The 17,854-nt window shown below is 32.5% G+C and carries 21 protein-coding genes and 1 other RNA gene; 11 read left to right on the top strand and 11 right to left on the bottom strand.

Annotated features, from left to right (window positions below; translation table 11 throughout):
- Positions 1-18: 18 nt before the first annotated feature.
- Positions 19-288 carry a hypothetical protein gene (locus tag ACZ1JT_RS12100; RefSeq protein ID WP_465094082.1) on the top strand — a complete coding sequence of 90 codons (270 nt, stop codon included), beginning with the start codon at positions 19-21 and terminating at the stop codon, positions 286-288.
- 31 nt (positions 289-319) lie between these two features.
- On the opposite strand, the gene ACZ1JT_RS12095 is transcribed toward ACZ1JT_RS12100, so the two are convergent.
- Positions 320-1,486: a proline dehydrogenase family protein gene (locus ACZ1JT_RS12095; RefSeq protein ID WP_465094081.1), complete on the bottom strand. Its 1,167-nt coding sequence runs from the start codon at positions 1,484-1,486 to the stop codon at positions 320-322.
- A gap of 98 nt (positions 1,487-1,584) precedes the next feature.
- Between ACZ1JT_RS12095 and aroB the strand changes: the two genes are divergently transcribed.
- The 4 genes from aroB (at position 1,585) to ACZ1JT_RS12075 (ending at position 5,823) form a co-directional block, all read left to right on the top strand.
- Positions 1,585-2,652, top strand: a complete 1,068-nt coding sequence (gene aroB / locus ACZ1JT_RS12090; RefSeq protein WP_465094080.1) for a 3-dehydroquinate synthase — start codon at positions 1,585-1,587, stop codon at positions 2,650-2,652.
- A gap of 295 nt (positions 2,653-2,947) precedes the next feature.
- Complete coding sequence (locus ACZ1JT_RS12085) at positions 2,948-4,357, top strand: arginine decarboxylase (protein ID WP_465094079.1); 1,410 nt, start codon at positions 2,948-2,950, stop codon at positions 4,355-4,357.
- Between the two features lie 48 nt (positions 4,358-4,405).
- Positions 4,406-5,380: a deoxyhypusine synthase family protein gene (locus ACZ1JT_RS12080; protein WP_465094078.1), complete on the top strand. Its 975-nt coding sequence runs from the start codon at positions 4,406-4,408 to the stop codon at positions 5,378-5,380.
- A gap of 86 nt (positions 5,381-5,466) precedes the next feature.
- Positions 5,467-5,823: a DNA primase gene (locus tag ACZ1JT_RS12075; protein ID WP_465094077.1), complete on the top strand. Its 357-nt coding sequence runs from the start codon at positions 5,467-5,469 to the stop codon at positions 5,821-5,823.
- A 40-nt stretch (positions 5,824-5,863) separates the two neighbouring features.
- Here the strand turns inward: ACZ1JT_RS12075 and ACZ1JT_RS12070 are convergent, their stop codons facing one another.
- From ACZ1JT_RS12070 to ACZ1JT_RS12060, 3 genes are all read right to left on the bottom strand, one after another.
- The gene (locus tag ACZ1JT_RS12070; RefSeq protein WP_465094076.1) at positions 5,864-6,391 is read right to left on the bottom strand and encodes a DinB family protein; all 528 of its coding nucleotides are present in this window, start codon (positions 6,389-6,391) and stop codon (positions 5,864-5,866) included.
- 65 nt (positions 6,392-6,456) lie between these two features.
- Positions 6,457-6,936, bottom strand: coding sequence for an Lrp/AsnC family transcriptional regulator (locus ACZ1JT_RS12065; protein WP_465094075.1), 480 nt, complete (start codon positions 6,934-6,936; stop codon positions 6,457-6,459).
- A gap of 86 nt (positions 6,937-7,022) precedes the next feature.
- Positions 7,023-8,177 carry a M14 family metallopeptidase gene (locus ACZ1JT_RS12060; protein ID WP_465094074.1) on the bottom strand — a complete coding sequence of 385 codons (1,155 nt, stop codon included), beginning with the start codon at positions 8,175-8,177 and terminating at the stop codon, positions 7,023-7,025.
- A gap of 290 nt (positions 8,178-8,467) precedes the next feature.
- Here ACZ1JT_RS12060 and ACZ1JT_RS12055 point away from each other — a divergent pair, with 290 nt between their 5' ends.
- On the top strand, positions 8,468-8,950 hold the full coding sequence (locus ACZ1JT_RS12055) for a helix-turn-helix domain-containing protein (RefSeq protein ID WP_465094073.1): 483 nt from the start codon (positions 8,468-8,470) through the stop codon (positions 8,948-8,950).
- On the opposite strand, the gene ACZ1JT_RS12050 is transcribed toward ACZ1JT_RS12055, so the two are convergent.
- Positions 8,951-9,508 carry a 1-acyl-sn-glycerol-3-phosphate acyltransferase gene (locus tag ACZ1JT_RS12050; protein ID WP_465094072.1) on the bottom strand — a complete coding sequence of 186 codons (558 nt, stop codon included), beginning with the start codon at positions 9,506-9,508 and terminating at the stop codon, positions 8,951-8,953.
- Between the two features lie 58 nt (positions 9,509-9,566).
- Here ACZ1JT_RS12050 and ACZ1JT_RS12045 point away from each other — a divergent pair, with 58 nt between their 5' ends.
- A complete protein-coding gene (locus tag ACZ1JT_RS12045) occupies positions 9,567-10,229 on the top strand; it encodes a spermidine synthase (RefSeq protein WP_465094071.1) in 663 nt (220 codons plus the stop codon).
- Positions 10,230-10,237: 8 nt separating this feature from the next.
- Here the strand turns inward: ACZ1JT_RS12045 and ACZ1JT_RS12040 are convergent, their stop codons facing one another.
- From ACZ1JT_RS12040 to ACZ1JT_RS12025, 4 genes are read right to left on the bottom strand one after another with little or no spacing between them, the layout of a single operon-like run.
- Positions 10,238-10,762, bottom strand: coding sequence for a GNAT family N-acetyltransferase (locus ACZ1JT_RS12040; RefSeq protein WP_465094070.1), 525 nt, complete (start codon positions 10,760-10,762; stop codon positions 10,238-10,240).
- 3 nt (positions 10,763-10,765) lie between these two features.
- Positions 10,766-11,491: a 3-deoxy-manno-octulosonate cytidylyltransferase gene (gene kdsB, locus ACZ1JT_RS12035; protein ID WP_465094069.1), complete on the bottom strand. Its 726-nt coding sequence runs from the start codon at positions 11,489-11,491 to the stop codon at positions 10,766-10,768.
- Entirely contained in the window at positions 11,491-12,168 is a 678-nt protein-coding gene (locus tag ACZ1JT_RS12030) for a DUF4919 domain-containing protein (protein ID WP_465094068.1), read from the bottom strand. Before ACZ1JT_RS12030 ends, kdsB begins: the two co-directional genes overlap by 1 nt.
- Positions 12,169-12,178: 10 nt before the next feature.
- Positions 12,179-13,597, bottom strand: a complete 1,419-nt coding sequence (locus ACZ1JT_RS12025; protein ID WP_465094067.1) for an ATP-dependent DNA helicase — start codon at positions 13,595-13,597, stop codon at positions 12,179-12,181.
- 238 nt (positions 13,598-13,835) lie between these two features.
- Here ACZ1JT_RS12025 and ACZ1JT_RS12020 point away from each other — a divergent pair, with 238 nt between their 5' ends.
- Both ACZ1JT_RS12020 and rsmD read left to right on the top strand, forming a co-directional pair.
- A complete protein-coding gene (locus ACZ1JT_RS12020; protein ID WP_465094066.1) occupies positions 13,836-14,642 on the top strand; it encodes a DUF3822 family protein in 807 nt (268 codons plus the stop codon).
- On the top strand, positions 14,639-15,223 hold the full coding sequence (rsmD, locus tag ACZ1JT_RS12015; RefSeq protein ID WP_465094065.1) for a 16S rRNA (guanine(966)-N(2))-methyltransferase RsmD: 585 nt from the start codon (positions 14,639-14,641) through the stop codon (positions 15,221-15,223). The genes ACZ1JT_RS12020 and rsmD overlap by 4 nt, the downstream gene beginning before the upstream one ends.
- Here rsmD and ACZ1JT_RS12010 read toward each other — a convergent pair.
- On the bottom strand, positions 15,220-15,672 hold the full coding sequence (locus tag ACZ1JT_RS12010) for a hypothetical protein (protein WP_465094064.1): 453 nt from the start codon (positions 15,670-15,672) through the stop codon (positions 15,220-15,222). The two genes, rsmD and ACZ1JT_RS12010, sit on opposite strands and share 4 nt — an antisense overlap.
- Before the next feature lie 18 nt (positions 15,673-15,690).
- An RNA gene (rnpB, locus tag ACZ1JT_RS12005) (RNase P RNA component class A) lies at positions 15,691-15,998 on the bottom strand.
- Between the two features lie 122 nt (positions 15,999-16,120).
- On the opposite strand from rnpB, the gene ACZ1JT_RS12000 reads away from it, so the two are divergent.
- Both ACZ1JT_RS12000 and dnaX read left to right on the top strand, forming a co-directional pair.
- Positions 16,121-16,423, top strand: a complete 303-nt coding sequence (locus ACZ1JT_RS12000; protein ID WP_465094063.1) for a hypothetical protein — start codon at positions 16,121-16,123, stop codon at positions 16,421-16,423.
- Between the two features lie 199 nt (positions 16,424-16,622).
- Positions 16,623-17,708: a DNA polymerase III subunit gamma/tau gene (gene dnaX / locus ACZ1JT_RS11995; RefSeq protein WP_465094062.1), complete on the top strand. Its 1,086-nt coding sequence runs from the start codon at positions 16,623-16,625 to the stop codon at positions 17,706-17,708.
- Positions 17,709-17,854 lie beyond the last annotated feature (146 nt).

Raw genomic sequence — 17,854 nt, 5'->3', positions numbered from 1 at the left:
GTGTAAAAAATATTCAAAATGAAATCAAAACCATTTTTATTCTCGGCTGTAAACAGTTTTTTAGTAACACAATTTCTGTTTTTTATTGACGAAGGAAATTACAGCTTTAAATGGATGGACAACATAGGAAACTGGTTGATATTTGCAGCTTACTTCGTTATTTTACTTGCTTCACTTGTATTGATTAACCGAATTTTACGAAGAGCATCCGTTAATACCTATCTAATTCTTGCAATAAACTTAATCGTTTTACCCTTAATACTTTTACTCGTATTTTATGGGATATAAAAAAACTCTGAATTGCTTCAGAGTTCTTTACTTATAATTTTCTTCTTTTCTTTTCTGTTTCGAGAAGCATCAATTCCCTTCCCGTTTGTCCAGCAACTGAAGTATTTTCTTGAGCACGACGAATTAAATACGGCATAACATCACGAACAGGTCCGAAAGGCAAATATTTAGCCACATTATAACCGTTTTCTGCTAAATTATAACTGATGTTATCACTCATACCATAAAGTTGTCCGAACCAAATACGATTATCACTTTTAGCAATTCCTTTTTGCTGCATTAAATCCATCAGTTTATACGAGCTTAATTCATTATGGGTTCCAGCAAAAATGGCCATATTATCAATATGCTGCATCATGAATGCTATACAAGTATCATAATTATCATCTGTTGCTTGTTTCGATTCACAAATCGGATTTTTATATCCTTTTTCTGCTGCACGCTTAGCCTCTTTTTCCATATAGGCGCCACGAACTACTTTCATTCCAATATGAAAACCCTCTTCCTTGGCTTGTGCATATAACTTTTTAAGATACTCCATTCGATCCCAGCGATACATTTGCAATGTATTGAAAATCAAAGCTTTTTCTTTATTGTATTTAAGCATCATAGCTGCAACCAAATCATCAGCAGCATCCTGCATCCAACTTTCTTCTGCATCGATTAAAATCATTACATCTTTATCGAAAGCAGTTTTGCATATAATTTCAAATCGATTTACAATTCTAGTCCACTCTTCTTTTTCAGCTTCAGTTAAAGCAACCTTCTCTCCTACTTTTGCATATAAATCAAGACGTCCAACGCCCGTAGGTTTAAACACCGCAAAAGGAATAGCTTGTTTCGCTTTTGCAAATTCAATTGTTTTTAAAGTCATAGCTAAAGCAGCATCAAACTGAGCTTCTTCTTCTTTACCTTCAACCGAATAATCCAGAACCGAAGAAACTTTTTTGGTATACATTCCATCAACCACTTTCAAGCAATCTTCCTCACTAACACCACCACAAAAATGATCAAAAACGGTACTTCTTATTAATCCTTCAACTGGTAAATGAAGTTTTAATGCAATAGTAGTTAGTGAAGTTCCAACCTTTACAAATGAAGGATTACCAATCATTTTAAACAAAAAATGAGCGCGATTTAGCTCACGGTTATTCTTTAAAGCAAAGGCTATTTCGGTATTGTTGAATATTTTTTCCATTAATTATGTTGTAAATCGGTTTGCAAATATACACAGGGTTTAAAAAATATTTGGTAAAAAATACCTTATTTTGCGTTATGATTGACAACACCATAAAAATGCACACAATAGAAGCCAAAGGATATTCGATTTACTTTAACGAAACGATTTACGACTTTTTAAACAAAACGCTTACGCCTGAGGTTTATTCTAAAATTTTCCTATTAGCCGACACCAAGACCAGTGAATTTTGCTTGCCTAATTTTTTAGCCAATTTAGCTACTGAAATCGAAATTGAAATTATTGAATTTGAATCGGGTGAACAATTCAAAAACATAGAAACTTGCTATCAAATCTGGTCTGCCCTTACCGAACTAGGTGGCGACAGAAAAAGCATTCTATTGAATTTAGGTGGAGGTGTTGTAACCGATTTAGGTGGGTTTGTAGCCTCTACTTTTAAACGTGGTATCGAATACATTAATATCCCAACAACCTTATTAGCAATGGTAGACGCCTCTGTTGGCGGAAAAAACGGTGTTGATTTAGGAAACCTTAAAAATCAAATTGGAACCATTACAACACCAAAAGCGGTTTTAATTGATACCTCATTTTTAGAAACTTTACCTCAAAATGAAATGCGCTCTGGTTTAGCCGAAATGCTTAAACACGGATTAATATTTGATAAAGAATATTGGAATAAATTTAAAAATCTAAAAGATTTAAGTACAGAAGATTTAGACGCTTTAATTCATCAATCTGTTGAAATAAAAAACAACATAGTTTCACAAGATTTAACGGAAAACGGCATCCGAAAATCACTAAATTTCGGTCATACTTTAGGGCACGCCATCGAAAGTCATTTTTTAGAAGACGAGTCAAAAACAACACTATTACACGGTGAAGCAATCGCTGTAGGTATGATTTTGGAAGCACACATTTCTAAAGAAAAAGGGTTAATTTCTAACGAAGATTATCAAGAAATAAAATACATCATTTCAGATATTTTTGAGTCAATTACATTTTCAAATGAGGATATCGAAAAAATAATCGAATACCTTATTTACGATAAAAAAAATGAGTTCGGAAAAGTTCAATTTGCTCTATTAAAAGGAATTGGTACTATTGAAATCAATCAGTTTGTTTCAAACGAGCTTATTTTTAAGGCTTTTGCAGATTATAAATTATAATTTTTTTTGCATTTTTTTTAAAATAATTAGATGTAATATTTTTACATTTGTGGCAATGAAAAAAAATCAGCAAATACAACATGTATTTTGTACAAGTATAAAAGAAAACAGTGTGCTACAAAAGCATCAGCTGTCGGCTTTTTGCACTAATAACCGTTATAATTTCAACACTTCAGAATTAGCTAATCCAATACACGAAGAGTTAGAAATTGTCTATGCTAACTTAAGAGTTTGAAAATCAGTCGTTTTTAGGAAATATTTTATTAAATTTATAATCTTAACAACATAGTTTCTGATGAACACTAAATATTACGACTTAATCAATCAAACTTTTTACTTCCCTCAAGAAGAATTTACTTTAAACAAAGACAATCTTCAATTTCATAATATCGATTTAATGAAATTGGTAGAACAATATGGCACTCCATTAAAATTCACTTATTTACCTGCAATTTCCAATAACATCAACAAGGCAAAAGGTTGGTTTAGAAAAGCAATGGAAAAAAGCAAATACGAAGGTAAATACTACTATTGCTACTGTACTAAAAGTTCTCATTTCGAATTTGTAATGAATGAAGCTTTTAAAAACAATATTCACATTGAAACTTCTTCTGCTTTCGACATTAACATTGTTGAAAAATTAATGGAAGAAGGAAAAATCAACAAAAACACTTATGTTGTTTGTAACGGTTTTAAACGCGAGCAATACATCGACAACATTGCCCGATTAATAAACAATGGTCATAGTCGTACAATTCCGGTAATTGACAATTATGAAGAATTGGATTTATTACAGGAAAAAATTGATGGTAAAAATTTCAAAATCGGAATTCGTATTGCTGCGGAAGAAGAACCTAAATTTGAGTTTTATACATCGCGTTTAGGAATTGGATACAAAAACATAGTTCCTTTCTACAGAAAACAAATTCAAGAAAACAAGAACGTGGAACTAAAAATGTTACACTTCTTTATCAACACTGGTATTCGCGACACTGCCTATTACTGGAATGAGTTGTTGAAATGTATGAAAGTGTACATTGCTTTGAAAAAAGAATGCCCTACTCTAGACAGTTTAAATATTGGTGGTGGATTTCCAATCAAGAATTCATTAGCTTTTGAATACGATTATCAATATATGATTCAAGAGATTTTGAATCAGATTAAAATTGCGTGTGACGAAGCAGACATTCCAGTTCCTCATATTTTTACAGAATTTGGATCGTTTACTGTTGGTGAATCAGGTGGTGCCATCTATGAAGTTTTATATCAAAAACAACAAAACGACAGAGAAAAGTGGAATATGATTGACTCTTCTTTCATTACTACACTACCCGATACTTGGGCCATCAATAAGCGTTTTGTTATGTTGGCCGTTAATCGCTGGAATGACACTTACGAAAGAGTACTTCTAGGTGGTCTTACTTGTGATTCTGATGATTATTATAACTCAGAACAACACATGAATGCGGTTTATCTACCTAAATACAATAAAGAAAAACCACTATATATTGGATTTTTCAATACCGGTGCATACCAAGAAACCATTGGTGGTTTTGGCGGTCTTCACCACTGTTTAATTCCGCAGCCTAAACATATCTTAATTGATAGAGACGAAAACGGAATTCTTGCTACTGAAGTATTTTCAGAAATGCAAACGGCCGACGATGTACTAAATATATTAGGTTACAACAAAAAAGAAGAATAACAAATACACATACGAAAGTACCAACTTTCAACACTAATACATAAGGAAATGAGCAAAGGACCAATTAGTCAATTTATTGAAAAAAATTATCTTCATTTTAACGCTGCAGCTTTAGTTGATGCGGCTAAAGGATATGAAGAACATTTGTTGGATAACGGAAAAATGATGATTACACTTGCAGGAGCAATGAGTACTGCTGAGCTTGGAAAATCATTAGCTGAAATGATTCGTCAGGACAAAGTTCATATTATTTCATGTACAGGTGCAAACCTTGAGGAAGATATCATGAACCTTGTGGCTCATAATTCATATAAAAGAGTTCCAAATTACCGTGATTTAAGTCCGCAAGAAGAATGGGATCTATTAGAAAATCACTACAACCGTGTAACAGATACTTGTATTCCGGAGGAAGAGGCTTTCCGCCGTTTACAATCCCACTTATTTGACATTTGGAATAAAGCTGACAAATCTGGAGAGCGTTACTTTCCACATGAATTTATGTATCAAATGATCAATTCGGGTGTACTTAAACAATACTACGAAATTGACCCTAAAGATTCTTGGATGGTTGCAGCAGCAGAAAAAAACTTACCAATTGTAGTTCCAGGATGGGAAGACAGTACGATGGGTAATATTTTCGCTTCGTATTGTATTAAACAAGAATTTACAGCTACAACCATGAAAAGTGGTGTTGAATACATGATGTGGTTGGCTGACTGGTATAAAGACAATTGCGAAGGAAAAGGAATTGGTTTCTTCCAAATTGGTGGAGGTATCGCTGGAGACTTCCCTATTTGTGTTGTTCCTATGCTATATCAAGATATGGAAATGCATGATGTTCCTTTTTGGGCTTATTTCTGCCAAATCTCCGATTCAACAACCAGTTATGGTTCTTATTCGGGAGCAGTTCCAAATGAAAAAATCACTTGGGGTAAGCTTGATATCACAACTCCTAAATTCATTGTTGAGTCGGACGCAACTATAGTTGCACCACTGATTTTTGCTTATGTTTTAGGGTGGTAATTTTTTTTGAAAAAAAGTTTATTTTTCTTTGAAAAATACATTTTTGGATATTACATTTACCTAGTTAAAAGAATAAACAACATCGAATGAAAAGAGTAATTGTAGATTACGCTAAACTAACTAATGAAATTCTAACCTTATTGGTTGAGAAGTTTCCTGACGGATATGATGATTCGGACATAATCCGTTTTAAAAATGCTAAAAATGAAACAATTGAGGCTGTTGAAGTACGAACAGAGGACACAATTTACCTTGTAAAAGTAAGTACTAAACTAGCTGACCGAATTGAAAATTATGATGAAGACGATGATGACATCGAAACAGGTGAAGATTCATTAGACGCATTAAAAGAATTAGATATTGAGGATAATTCTGATGATGATGACGAAGATGACGCGAAAGATGAGGCGTCTGATGAAGAAGAAGAATCTGAAGAAGACTAAATAATAGACAAAAAAGGAACTGAAATAGTTCCTTTTTTTATTATCCTAGATAACGTTGTTTAAAAATTTTCATATGATGGTTTTGATGTCCTATAATTATAAACCCTATAGCCCTAACCGACATTTCTCGTTCAGATGCAATTCCTATTTTAATAAGATCATCAGGAGTAAAACTTTTAAATAACATAATCGTTGCATGACGTACAGCTGACAACTCTGTAAGCAAATCTTTTAAATGTCTTTTATTAGCAATGGGATTTACAGCATCGGCAAATAAATTTTCATCATAACCCGGAAGCTCAGTTTTATCATTTCTAGAAAAACGTAAAGCCCTATAGGTAAATACACGTTCAGCATCTATAATGTGCTGAATAATCTCTTTAATAGTCCACTTCCCTTCTGCGTAGCGAAAATCAAATTTATCCATTGGAATATCCTGAATAAACTGTATGGTTTTGTACAAGCTAATTTCTAATTCGTCAATGAGATTGCAATTTTCTTCAAGTGCATCAATATACGGTTGATAAAATGATGCGTATTCGTTGGTTGAAAGTACGGTTGGCTTCATGATTGAAATTTTACAGAATAAATATAAATAAAAAACCCGAAGCTTTCACTTCGGGTCTTACAGTATTACATATCCTTAAAGATTGTATGCATTAACCTTTTCTTGTCGTTAATACTTTCTTCAAGAGAAATCATGGTTTCTGTTCTGTACACACCATCGATGTCATCAACCATATAGATAACCTCTTTAGCGTGTTTTGTATCTCGAGCTCTAATTTTACAGAAAATATTGAATTTTCCAGTAGTTACATGAGCTACAGTTACAAACGGAATTTCATTAATACGCTCCAAAACAAATTTGGTTTGCGATGTATTGTGTAAAAACACCCCTACGTAAGCAATAAACGAATATCCTAGTTTTTCGTAATCTAACGTTAAAGAAGAACCTTGAATAATTCCCGCATCTTCCATTTTTTTTACTCGAACGTGCACTGTTCCTGCAGAAATAAGCAATTTTTTTGCAATATCTGTAAATGGAACCCTAGTGTTGTCTATCAACATATCTAAAATCTGATGATCAACTTCATCTAAACGAAACTTACTCATAAATATCTATTTATCTATACCTAATTATTAATGTGTCAAATTTAAAGATAATAAATTAAATTTTTATTAGCAAAATAATTAAAATTTTAATTTTTCATCAAACCATTAACGATTTTATTGTTTTTTCCTATAGAAAAAGTAGCTTCAGCTTCTATAACAGGCATTTTATCATTTTGATTTTCAAACAGTTCACCATTGAAATCATAAACAACATGCCCATATACATCTTCTAAACCACCAATTGCCTTAATCGTCGCTTTTAAAGCAATCCTTTCGTTTTCAAGGATTTCATTGTAATGGGCTGCAAAATTAATTATTTTTTCAGAACCTCCAATATTAATTTTTACATTTTTATAAATAAAATCATAAAAAACAACTTCATTTTGAGGAATTTTAAAATAATCTTCCGTTTTACTACCAATTACATCAAAATTCATCATACTTTTTAAAGCCGTTAAATACGACAAGAAAATATACTTTCTAGTAATATCCCTATCGTAATCGCCATTATAATGTCCAGCCTCAAATAAGATAGTAGAAACGCCTAACGATTGAAACATATCCCCTATACAGTTAATATTAAAGGAATCATCAAAACGTCCAATTTGATTCGGAATATGCTTTTGCAATTCAGTATTCATATCCGAAATAACCGAAATCGCTTTTTCACGTACAGTATTAATAGAGCGCTCTTCATCGAAAGATGGTGCCAAAAAAGATATCGTTGCTGGATATCCGGTATGATCTACTCCAAAAATAGTTCGCTGATCGTGAAGATTAAAACAAAAATCAGGTTGAAATTGATTAAACAATTCACGCAAAAGTCTGCTTTCCGGCTGCGATAAATCAACAGAATCACGATTTAAGTCAATTTCATTTGCATTTGCACGCGTATACAACTCAGCGCCGTCCGGATTAGCAATAGGAACACATAATAAGGTAAAATTCTCTTTAATACTTTTGGCAAGCGCTTCATTAGAATCTAAGAAAACAAAAAAATCAAACATTGCCTTAGTACACGTACTTTCATTACCATGCATTTGCGACCACATAAACACCTTTGTTTCTCCAGTACCGATTTCAACTGTATAGATGGAATTCTCTTTAACCGATGTGCCAGCTACAGTAACTTTAAAATTCGAATTTAGTTTATTAAGTATTGGCTCAATGTGCTTATTCGTGATATATCTCCCTAAGAGATTTTCATTTTTACATTTAGTAATAATAGCTGTTAAATCCATATGTTTATTTCTATTTACAAAAGTAAACAAGTTGTTAGTTACAATTGTAAACAATGAAATTCAATCATTCGTTTACTTTTGTAAACTTCTTTCGTAAGTCTGAGTATACCTGAAGACAAATCAAATTCTTTAAATACTCATTTAAATACAATTTATTTAAAATCAATATTTTATGTATATTTATTTTAAGTATTAGTTTATTATATTTGACTATTATTACAGGATTATTTGGTGGTTTGAACACTATAGTTTACATTTGTAAAGCATTAAATTAAAAAATATAATTTACAATGTTAAACACTGATGATTTTGTAAAAAGACTTGAGAAAATACTCGAATTTTATGATTTGAACGCTTCTGTTTTTGCTGATAAAATAGGCGTACAACGTTCTAGTTTGTCTCACCTACTCTCTGGTAGAAACAAACCAAGTCTGGATTTTATCATGAAAATTATCGAAACTTTTCCTGAAGTTGATCTGTATTGGATTTTAAATGGTGAGGGTAATTTCCCTAAAAATGAAAACACTGATGCCGTTGAAACTTTAAAATCGGAATCAACTCCTTCTACTCTTTTTTCAGATTTAGGTAAAAGTGTAAATCAAAATCAACAAACCGATTTATTTTCTACTGAACCAATAGTCGAAAAAAATCGCGTAAATGAATTTTTTGAAGAAAAAAAATCAAATACGCGAATTTTAGAAGATGATAATACTATTGAAAGAATTGTGGTGTTTTATAAAAACGGAACCTTTAAAAACTATATTCCCGAATAATTACACTTTAGGCACATAGCTATATTCTGGAACTTTACCTGTTACACCAATATAATAACTTTCTAAAAATTTAAAATCAGATTCTTTGTTATCGGTTGTCCAAAAAGGCTCATGCAGTGTAACTGTTTTTTTACCATAATCGAAAGCAACTGGAATAATCGGAACATTTGCTTTTTTTGCAATGAAATAGAAACCTGTCTTCCATTCAGTAACTTTTTTTCGAGTTCCTTCTGGCGCAATAGCTAATCTGAAAATTTCTCTAGATTCAAAAACTTTCGCAATAGCATCTACTTTATTTTCTGTTTGTTGACGATTTAAAGGTTCTCCTCCCATCCAACGGAAATAAGCGCCAAACGGAAATTTGAATAACTCTTTTTTGGCAACGAAATTCATGTCCAAACCTAAAATTCCACGTGTAAATAAACCTAAATAGAAATCATGCCAGCTAGTATGCGGCACTACTATCATAACGCATTTTTTTACATCCGGATTAATTGTGCCAACAATTTTCCAGCCCATCAATCGCAAGAAAATAAACTTGTATAAAATTTGTTTCATTGTAAAAACTTTGGCTCAAAAATAACATTATATTTACGAATAGAAAATGTGAAGTGAGATGGTTAAAAAGATTCTGAGTTATTTAATCCCAATTAACATACATCGAAAGCATTCCGATATTAACAAAAGCCTTGAAGTTACTTGGGCTAACGGACAATTAGTGCTCGATTCTAAAAATACAAATTATTCGTATGGGAGTTTACAAAGAATTCTTCGTAAAGGACTTCATTATATCGGATTTGAACGCATACGAGGTTTTCAAAACGTCTTGGTTTTAGGAGTTGCCGGAGGAAGTGTTATTAAAACTTTGGTTGATGAAATTAAATATACAGGCAAAATTACCGGTGTTGAATTAGACCCAAGAGTAATTGATATTGCCAATCAGTATTTTGGTTTGAATAAAATTCAGAATCTAGAAATTGTAATTGATGATGCGTTTGAATACGTTCTAAAAACAAAACAAAAATACGATTTAGTAATTATCGATATATTTCAAGACACAACAATGCCTAATTTTTTATTCGAAGATTTCTTTATTAATAGAATTAACTTTTTACTTAATGTAAATGGCTTTATTTTATTTAATACCATGACTTTAAGTAAAAAAGATAAAGATAGAAATATACGTTATCGTTCGCGATTTGATATGAATTATTCTGTTCGAATGTATCCGAAAATCGAAGATCACAACGAGTTATTTACTATTAAAAAATTAAGCTAATAGCGGGTTTAAAATATAAATCGGAATCCAAAAACCTCCAAACCTCCTTGCACAAAATCCAAATCTTCGGAACGTTTAAACCCAATTGTTTCATACATTTTCCAGGCGGGTTTCATAGCGTTGGTTGTATGAATTATCATTTGTTTTTGGTGTTGATTTTTAGCCTTTTCCAAACAAAAAAGAGTTAGCATTTTACCAATTCCTTTTCCTCTATAGGTATCATCCACAGCTAAAAGTCGAAATCCTGCAGCGTTTTTTTCCTGAGTAGCTGTCCCACCCGACCCGTAATATTGCATATCTGAAAAATATACCACAGCGCCAGCTATGTTTTCATCGGGTGTTATTGCAACAAATATTTCTGTACCGGGTTTGTTAATTAATTCACCCACATTAGCAAGCATTTCAAAATACTTTGGATGTTCATGTGGTTTAGGGAATCCGTCTAAGGCGCCATAAACATTAACCATCAATTTGCCAATATATTGGTATTCATCCGGATTAGCATTTCGGATTACAAATTCTGAAGCAATCATAATCTAAATTAATTTACGGGCTTTTTCTAAATCTTCGGGTGTATCAATTCCGATACTTCCATGATCGGTTTCTACCATTCGAATGCGTTTTCCGTATTCTAAATAACGAAGTTGCTCTAATTTTTCGGAAGCTTCTAACGACAGCATTGGTAAGGTATAAAAATCCATTAGCGCTTCTTTTCGGAAAGCATAAATTCCAATATGTTTCATGTAGCGCACCCCCGCATTTTCGTCTCTTGGATAAGGAATCACTGAGCGTGAAAAATAAAGTGCAAAACCTTGTTGATCAACAATTACTTTAACATTATTCGGATTATCAATTTCAGATTTATCTTTGATTTCAAACATCAAAGAAGCTAAATCAACCTTTTTATCAACATCCTTTTTAAAAATTTCAATTACCTGTTCTAGAGGTTTTTTGTTGATAAAAGGCTCATCACCTTGCACATTAATTACTACATCAACATTCATATTTTCAACAGCTTCGGCAATTCTATCGCTCCCCGATTCGTGTTCTTTAATACTCATGATGGCTTTGCCGTTGTTTGAGGTAATTTCATTGAAAATCAAATCGGAATCGGTTACTACAAAAACATCATCAAATAGTTTCGTAGCAACAGCTGCTTCATATGTTCTTAAGATAACTGTTTTTCCTCCCAAATCCTGCATTAGTTTGGCAGGAAATCGTGTTGATGCATAACGCGCAGGAATTACGGCGATTATTTTCATTATTTAAATTTCTTATTTAAAAATTCCAAACTTGGTGAAATATCAAAATACAATCCTTCTAAATCATATTCGTTCTGTGCTAATTTGAGGTAATCGTAGTGTTTAATAAGTCTTTGTTCACCGCCAAATTTAAAACCTAAAATACTAATTACATCGTATTCATGAGTAACATATATAACGTAAAAAGAAGTGTCTTCCGTCTTTCCATCACCAGACTGCAATATAGCATCTAAAATAGTTCTGAATTTGATTAAGTTTTTATTAAAACTATCGCTATCCTTAGTTACTTCTAAACAGTATAGTAACGAATTATAAAGTCTTAAATCGAAAGGTGTTTTTTTAAGTTGCTTATCACAAATTTCAATTGCTTTTTTATAATCAATTTTTGTAGAGTCTGGATTATTAAGAATTTCAATTACATCGTTATTAACTTTATTAGAGTCATACGGATTATAATCTTTGGTGAATGTATATCCAAAATACAAATGTTGTTTTTCATCTAATGTCATTGTTGAATCAGATTCAACAAAACGCTTCATTAGTTTTTCATAATAAAAATCAGATTTTTTGTCCTTGATATCGTTTTCAATTTTTTTGTAATTGGGTTTCGAATTAAATGATTGTGCCCCACAAATTTGAAAACTCAGAAGCCATAAAAGAATTAGTGTGTTTCTCATATTTTTATATTTAATCAAAATACTCATCTTGAAAACCAATCAAATATAGTTTATCTTTTGCTCTTGTAACTGCTGTGTATAACCATCGAACATAATCTCGATCAATACCTTCCGGTAAATAAGGTTGCTCAATAAAAACCGTATTCCATTGCCCCCCTTGTGATTTATGACAGGTTATTGCATAAGAAAACTTTACTTGCAATGCATTATAATATTCGTTGTTCTTTATCTTTTGTAAACGTCGAAACTGACTGGTTTCTTGCATATAATCTTGCATTACTTCCTGGTACAGCATATTTTGCTGTTCATACGTCAATGATGGCGCTTCGCTTGTTACGGTATCGAGCAACAAAATGGTTTCAATCGGAATCTGATTTGGATAATCAACCATTCTAATTTTTACTTTAACAAACTTAAATCCGTATAACTCAACAAATCTAAAAATTTCCAGTATTTCAATGATATCGCCATTGGCTATAAAACCCGCTTCATCACTGTCTTTCAACCAAAAATAATTATTTTTTACAACCATCATAAAATCCCCAACAGAAAGTTCACTCTCTTTATCTAAAATCTTCAGCCGAATTTGTTGATTGTATTGATTTGCCCTTTTGTTAGAACGAACTATAAATGCTGTATCTTCAATAGAATAATTAGAATATGCAGCGTGAATCGCGTCTTGAATATCATATCCATCGGTTAAGCGAACGATATCTTTAAAACCACGCAAATGAAATTGAAAGGTATCTATAAAATGTGATTTTAAAATTTCACGCAATTCGGTAGCGTTATATAAAATCCCCGATTTTTCGGCTTGGCGCATTACTTCATCCAGTTCAATATGAATAACTTCCATATTGTAATTGATAGCCAATTTATCGGTTTCCAAAGCAGGACTTACATCCATACCAACCGGTGGCAATTGTGCTGTATCGCCAACCAAAATCATTTTACAATTATGCCCCGAATAAATGTACATTATCAAATCATCCAACAATGACCCATTTTCATACATAGACGAATCGGTTGGTGCATCTGAAATCATTGAAGCTTCATCGACAATAAAAATGGTGTTTTTAAATTTGTTGGTTTGCATCGTAAAACTAACACCACCACTAGCTTTTTTGGGAAAATAAATCCGTTTATGAATGGTATGCGCTGGTTTTTCGGAATAGTTTGCAATTACTTTTGCTGCACGACCTGTTGGCGCCAAAAGCACATATTTTTTATGAATTTCCTGTAAATTGTTTACAATAGTCGAAATCAATGTGGTTTTTCCAGTTCCGGCATATCCTTTTAAAACAAAAATTTCATCTTGATTTTCATTGGTAACAAACTCCGATACTTTTTGAAAAAAAATATCCTGTCCTAATGTCGTTTGAAAAGGAAAATTTTGTCGTAAAACAGTATAGAACTTAGATGAAACCATTTAGTTTTGATTTAGAAGCAACTACTTCTGGATTTATTCGAAACCTTATGCCTGCTGTTGTTTCAATCTGTAATTCTTGAAATCAACAATTACAGGATTTTCACGTCCATCAGGGCTACATAAAAGCACTAGGCTTCTTTTTTAGGTATTGAGTTTGCCAAAGATAACAATCAATTTAAACACAATGTCCGATTTCGTAGGAAAAAAAATGTAAATTTGCTCGCAATAATTAACACGAATGACTCAAGGCTTAACAGGATTGAAAAATTACAGAAAACTGACTGTCCAAATTGCATTAAACGGACTCTCGTTTTGTATTTTTGATACACTTACACAAAGTGTCCTGGAATTGCATTCGGAAGATTTTAATTACACCTTACCTCTTGAGGAACAGCTTTCCAGAAGCATTGCAAAGTTTCCGCAACTGACAAAAGCGTTTGATGAAATAACTGTTTTGCACGAAAATAATCTGAATACATTTGTTCCAAAGCCTTTTTTCGATGAAAATTATTTAGCCAGTTACCTACAATATAATACCAAAGTATTTGAAACCGATTTCTTTGCTTTTGATGAAATTGGTGTTTACGATATGAATAACGTTTATGTTCCGTTTGTGAATATCAACAACTTTCTATTGGATGGTTTTGGTAGTTTTGACTATAAAAATTCGAATTCCATTTTAGTTGAAAAACTATTGGATTTATCTCGAAACAAAGTAGACAAACAAGTATTTGTTCATTTACAGGAAACTCATTTTGAAATTATAGTAACTAACAATCAGAGATTGGTATTGTTCAACTCTTTTGAATACAAAACCCCAGAAGATTTCGCCTATTATTTGCTTTTCACTTTTGAACAGCTACAACTAAATCCGGAAACTGTTTCTGTACTATTTTTAGGAAAAGTAAACAAAGAACATCCTTGCTTTGAAATTGCGTATCGTTATGTTCGCAATGTTGATTTATTGGATACTACTTTTTTAGAAAACAGACTTTCGTTATCACAAAGCGCTATTTTAGAACACTTTATAGTATTACATTCATGAGAATAATTTCTGGAAAATACAAAGGCAGACGTATCAATGCACCAAAGAACCTTCCAGTTCGTCCAACAACCGATATGTCTAAAGAAGCGCTATTCAATATTCTGAATAATTATTTCAATTTTAGCGAACTACGAGTTTTAGATCTTTTCTCAGGAACCGGAAATATAAGCTATGAATTTGCTTCAAGAGGCGCTGCACCTATTACAAGTGTTGATGGGGATTTTGGCTGTGTATCATTTATCAAAAAAACTGCGGTAGAATTTGAATTTGACATTACTCCTATAAAAAGTGATGTTTTTAAATTTCTAGAAAAAACTAAAGCAAGTTTCGATATTATTTTTGCCGATCCGCCTTACGGAATGGACCAAAAAGACTTTGAAAAAATCATCGAGTTAATTCTTCAAAATGAAATTTTAGAAACGGACGGAATGATGATTATAGAACACTCCAAGCATACAAAGCTTAATCATATGGAGAATTTTTCATTCGAAAAAAACTATGGTGGTTCGGTGTTTTCGTTTTTTGAATACGAACCCAATGAGGAAGAAATGGACGATGAAGAAGATGAATTTGATAGTTAATAAAAATCTATCTCGGTAATTTTATAGTCTTTAAAACTAACCGAAACCATTTCTGCATCACACATATATTCTAATTCAAAATCTATTTCTATATCCGAATAAACACTAATATCTTGTAGAAAATAGTTTTTGTTTAGGTCAATTTTCTTTTCAGGATATTTATTAGTTATTTCTTCTTGAACTTGGTTAGTGATTTCGTTTATAGTATCAATAACTTTATGCGCTAAACTTACTGAAGTTAAAAACGGACTGTTTACATCTCCATCTATATAAATAGAGGTTTCGTTACCATCTTTATTTAATCCTTTTAGCTCTCCAACCCAGAAATAATAAAAATCGCCTTTTTCATACTCACAAGTTACTTTACCAATTTTAGAATCGTAAAATGATTTTATTTCCTTTTTTGAAGGACTATTGCCTAGAAAACGTTTAAGTAAATTTAAAAACATGAATAACTTTTAAAGTTAAAAAAATGCAGACCTATAAGCCGGATTCTGTACTAACCGAAATTAGTCCTTATCATTTATCTAGTCGCGATATTACTATCGGGATCAAGCTGCCTACCCTTCAACAACGGGCGAGTAACCCTTAAATGCTGATATACTTGGCATTTCACCGCATAGAGTTTACCTGGTTTCACTACAGCATTACCTGTACATACTTTCTGTTGCACTTGTCCTCGCCTTTCAACGGACGGGTGTTACCCGCTATGCTACTCTGTGGTGTCCGGACTTTCCTCTTTATGTTAACACAAAGCGATAAGGCGGTCTGCGGTGCAAACTTACAACAAATAACAATTTAAAAAGCACATTATACTCAAGTCTTAACATTTGGTTTGGCATATTATGGTACTATTTTTCGTAAATTTATATTTTTCAAATACTTAATTCTACTATCATGGCACATACCTATAATTACGCGAGTGTTTCTAATGCATTGGATGAATTAAAGGAACTTGGATTCGATTTCGATTTCAATATCCATGACAAAGAAATAACCAATAATCCACATAATTTTGAGATAATACACATTTATCGTTATGAAGGCGACTCAAGCCCAGATGATGAAGCAACGGTTTATGGAATTAAATCTAAATCCGGAAAAAAAGGTGTATTTGTTTCGGGTTATACCGCTAATTCAGAAAGTGCAGCAGCCAGAATATTAATTGGAATTTCCATAAAAGGAAAAAGAGGGCTTTAGTTAGGAATTTGTTATTAGTTAATAGTTCTTAGTATCTTTCCCTTTTCCCTTTTCCCTTTTCCCTTTTCCCTTTTCCCTTTTCCCTTATCCCTTTTTTCTAACTTCTAACTTATTTTGTGAATAACTTTTGTCTAAAATAGCCGAATAACCAAATAACCAAATCAACAAAACCGCTATATTTGTATTCGAAGTTAGCACTATGGAACAGTTTATCGTATCAGCCCGTAAATACAGACCACAAACATTTAAAGATGTAGTTGGGCAACAGGCTATTACGAATACGTTACTTAATGCTATTGACAACAATCATCTAGCACAAGCCTTGCTATTTACGGGTCCGCGTGGCGTAGGAAAAACAACCTGTGCGCGAATCTTAGCTCGTAAAATCAACCAAGAAGGATACGATGATCCGTATGAAGATTTTGCCTTCAATGTTTTTGAGTTGGATGCTGCTTCAAATAACTCGGTTGATGATATTCGAAATCTAATCGATCAGGTTCGAATCCCCCCTCAAACAGGAAAATACAAAGTATATATTATAGACGAGGTTCACATGTTGTCTACATCTGCATTCAATGCTTTTTTAAAGACATTAGAAGAACCGCCTCGTCATGCTATTTTTATTTTAGCTACAACAGAAAAACATAAAATCATACCAACGATTTTATCTCGTTGTCAAATATTCGATTTTAAACGAATTACGGTTAAAGACGCAAAAGAACATTTAGCCGAAATTGCCAAAGAACAAGGCGTTAGTTTTGAAGATGATGCTTTGCACATTATTGCTCAAAAGGCAGATGGAGCCATGCGTGATGCGCTTTCAATTTTCGATAGAGTTGTTTCGTATTGTGGAAATAATTTAACCCGACAAGCGGTAACCGAAAATCTTAATGTTCTTGATTTTGAGTATTATGTAAAAGTAACCGACTTAATTCTGGAGAATAAAATTCCAGAATTATTGCTAGCCTATAACGACATCATTTCTAAAGGTTTTGACGGACACCATTTTGTTGCAGGACTTGCTTCTCACTTTAGAGATTTGTTGGTTTGCAAAAACCCTTCTACATTAATATTGTTAGAAGCTGGTGAACATGCACAAAAGTTATATGGTGAACAAGCACAAAAGGCATCACAAGAGTTTTTACTTCAAGGAATTGACATTGCTAATGAATGTGATTTAAAATACAAAAACTCACAAAATCAGCGACTACTAGTTGAACTATGCTTAATGCAACTTGCCTCTATCACTTTTGATGGAGAAAAAAAAAAGCTGACAAATTTATAATTCCCCCAACGTATTACCGAAATTCGGGATATTCCATAGTAGAAGTTTCTTCAACTAAAACATCTACTTCTATACCCGCTGAAAGTGTTACTATAGAAACCAAAGCTGAACCCATTAATGAAACAGTTTCTCAAGTAGAAAACCCT

The organism is Flavobacterium sp. IC2-16, assembly GCF_055521455.1.
This window is presented reverse-complemented; position numbering and strand designations above follow the sequence as displayed.

Excerpts from the sequence above, each read along its gene's own strand:
- ACZ1JT_RS12095 (WP_465094081.1), bottom strand. The coding sequence starts at position 1,486 with ATGGAAAAAATATTCAACAATACCGAAATAGCCTTTGCTTTAAAGAAT.
- ACZ1JT_RS12085 (WP_465094079.1), top strand. The coding sequence starts at position 2,948 with ATGAACACTAAATATTACGACTTAATCAATCAAACTTTTTACTTCCCT.
- ACZ1JT_RS12050 (WP_465094072.1), bottom strand. The coding sequence starts at position 9,508 with ATGAAACAAATTTTATACAAGTTTATTTTCTTGCGATTGATGGGCTGG.
- ACZ1JT_RS12010 (WP_465094064.1), bottom strand. The coding sequence starts at position 15,672 with ATGTTTTTAAATTTACTTAAACGTTTTCTAGGCAATAGTCCTTCAAAA.
- rsmD (WP_465094065.1), top strand. The coding sequence starts at position 14,639 with ATGAGAATAATTTCTGGAAAATACAAAGGCAGACGTATCAATGCACCA.
- ACZ1JT_RS12000 (WP_465094063.1), top strand. The coding sequence starts at position 16,121 with ATGGCACATACCTATAATTACGCGAGTGTTTCTAATGCATTGGATGAA.
- ACZ1JT_RS12075 (WP_465094077.1), top strand. The coding sequence starts at position 5,467 with ATGAAAAGAGTAATTGTAGATTACGCTAAACTAACTAATGAAATTCTA.
- ACZ1JT_RS12045 (WP_465094071.1), top strand. The coding sequence starts at position 9,567 with ATGGTTAAAAAGATTCTGAGTTATTTAATCCCAATTAACATACATCGA.
- ACZ1JT_RS12065 (WP_465094075.1), bottom strand. The coding sequence starts at position 6,936 with ATGAGTAAGTTTCGTTTAGATGAAGTTGATCATCAGATTTTAGATATG.
- kdsB (WP_465094069.1), bottom strand. The coding sequence starts at position 11,491 with ATGAAAATAATCGCCGTAATTCCTGCGCGTTATGCATCAACACGATTT.
- dnaX (WP_465094062.1), top strand. The coding sequence starts at position 16,623 with ATGGAACAGTTTATCGTATCAGCCCGTAAATACAGACCACAAACATTT.
- ACZ1JT_RS12025 (WP_465094067.1), bottom strand. The coding sequence starts at position 13,597 with ATGGTTTCATCTAAGTTCTATACTGTTTTACGACAAAATTTTCCTTTT.
- ACZ1JT_RS12060 (WP_465094074.1), bottom strand. The coding sequence starts at position 8,177 with ATGGATTTAACAGCTATTATTACTAAATGTAAAAATGAAAATCTCTTA.
- ACZ1JT_RS12040 (WP_465094070.1), bottom strand. The coding sequence starts at position 10,762 with ATGATTGCTTCAGAATTTGTAATCCGAAATGCTAATCCGGATGAATAC.
- ACZ1JT_RS12030 (WP_465094068.1), bottom strand. The coding sequence starts at position 12,168 with ATGAGAAACACACTAATTCTTTTATGGCTTCTGAGTTTTCAAATTTGT.
- ACZ1JT_RS12100 (WP_465094082.1), top strand. The coding sequence starts at position 19 with ATGAAATCAAAACCATTTTTATTCTCGGCTGTAAACAGTTTTTTAGTA.
- ACZ1JT_RS12080 (WP_465094078.1), top strand. The coding sequence starts at position 4,406 with ATGAGCAAAGGACCAATTAGTCAATTTATTGAAAAAAATTATCTTCAT.
- ACZ1JT_RS12020 (WP_465094066.1), top strand. The coding sequence starts at position 13,836 with ATGACTCAAGGCTTAACAGGATTGAAAAATTACAGAAAACTGACTGTC.
- ACZ1JT_RS12070 (WP_465094076.1), bottom strand. The coding sequence starts at position 6,391 with ATGAAGCCAACCGTACTTTCAACCAACGAATACGCATCATTTTATCAA.
- aroB (WP_465094080.1), top strand. The coding sequence starts at position 1,585 with ATGCACACAATAGAAGCCAAAGGATATTCGATTTACTTTAACGAAACG.
- ACZ1JT_RS12055 (WP_465094073.1), top strand. The coding sequence starts at position 8,468 with ATGTTAAACACTGATGATTTTGTAAAAAGACTTGAGAAAATACTCGAA.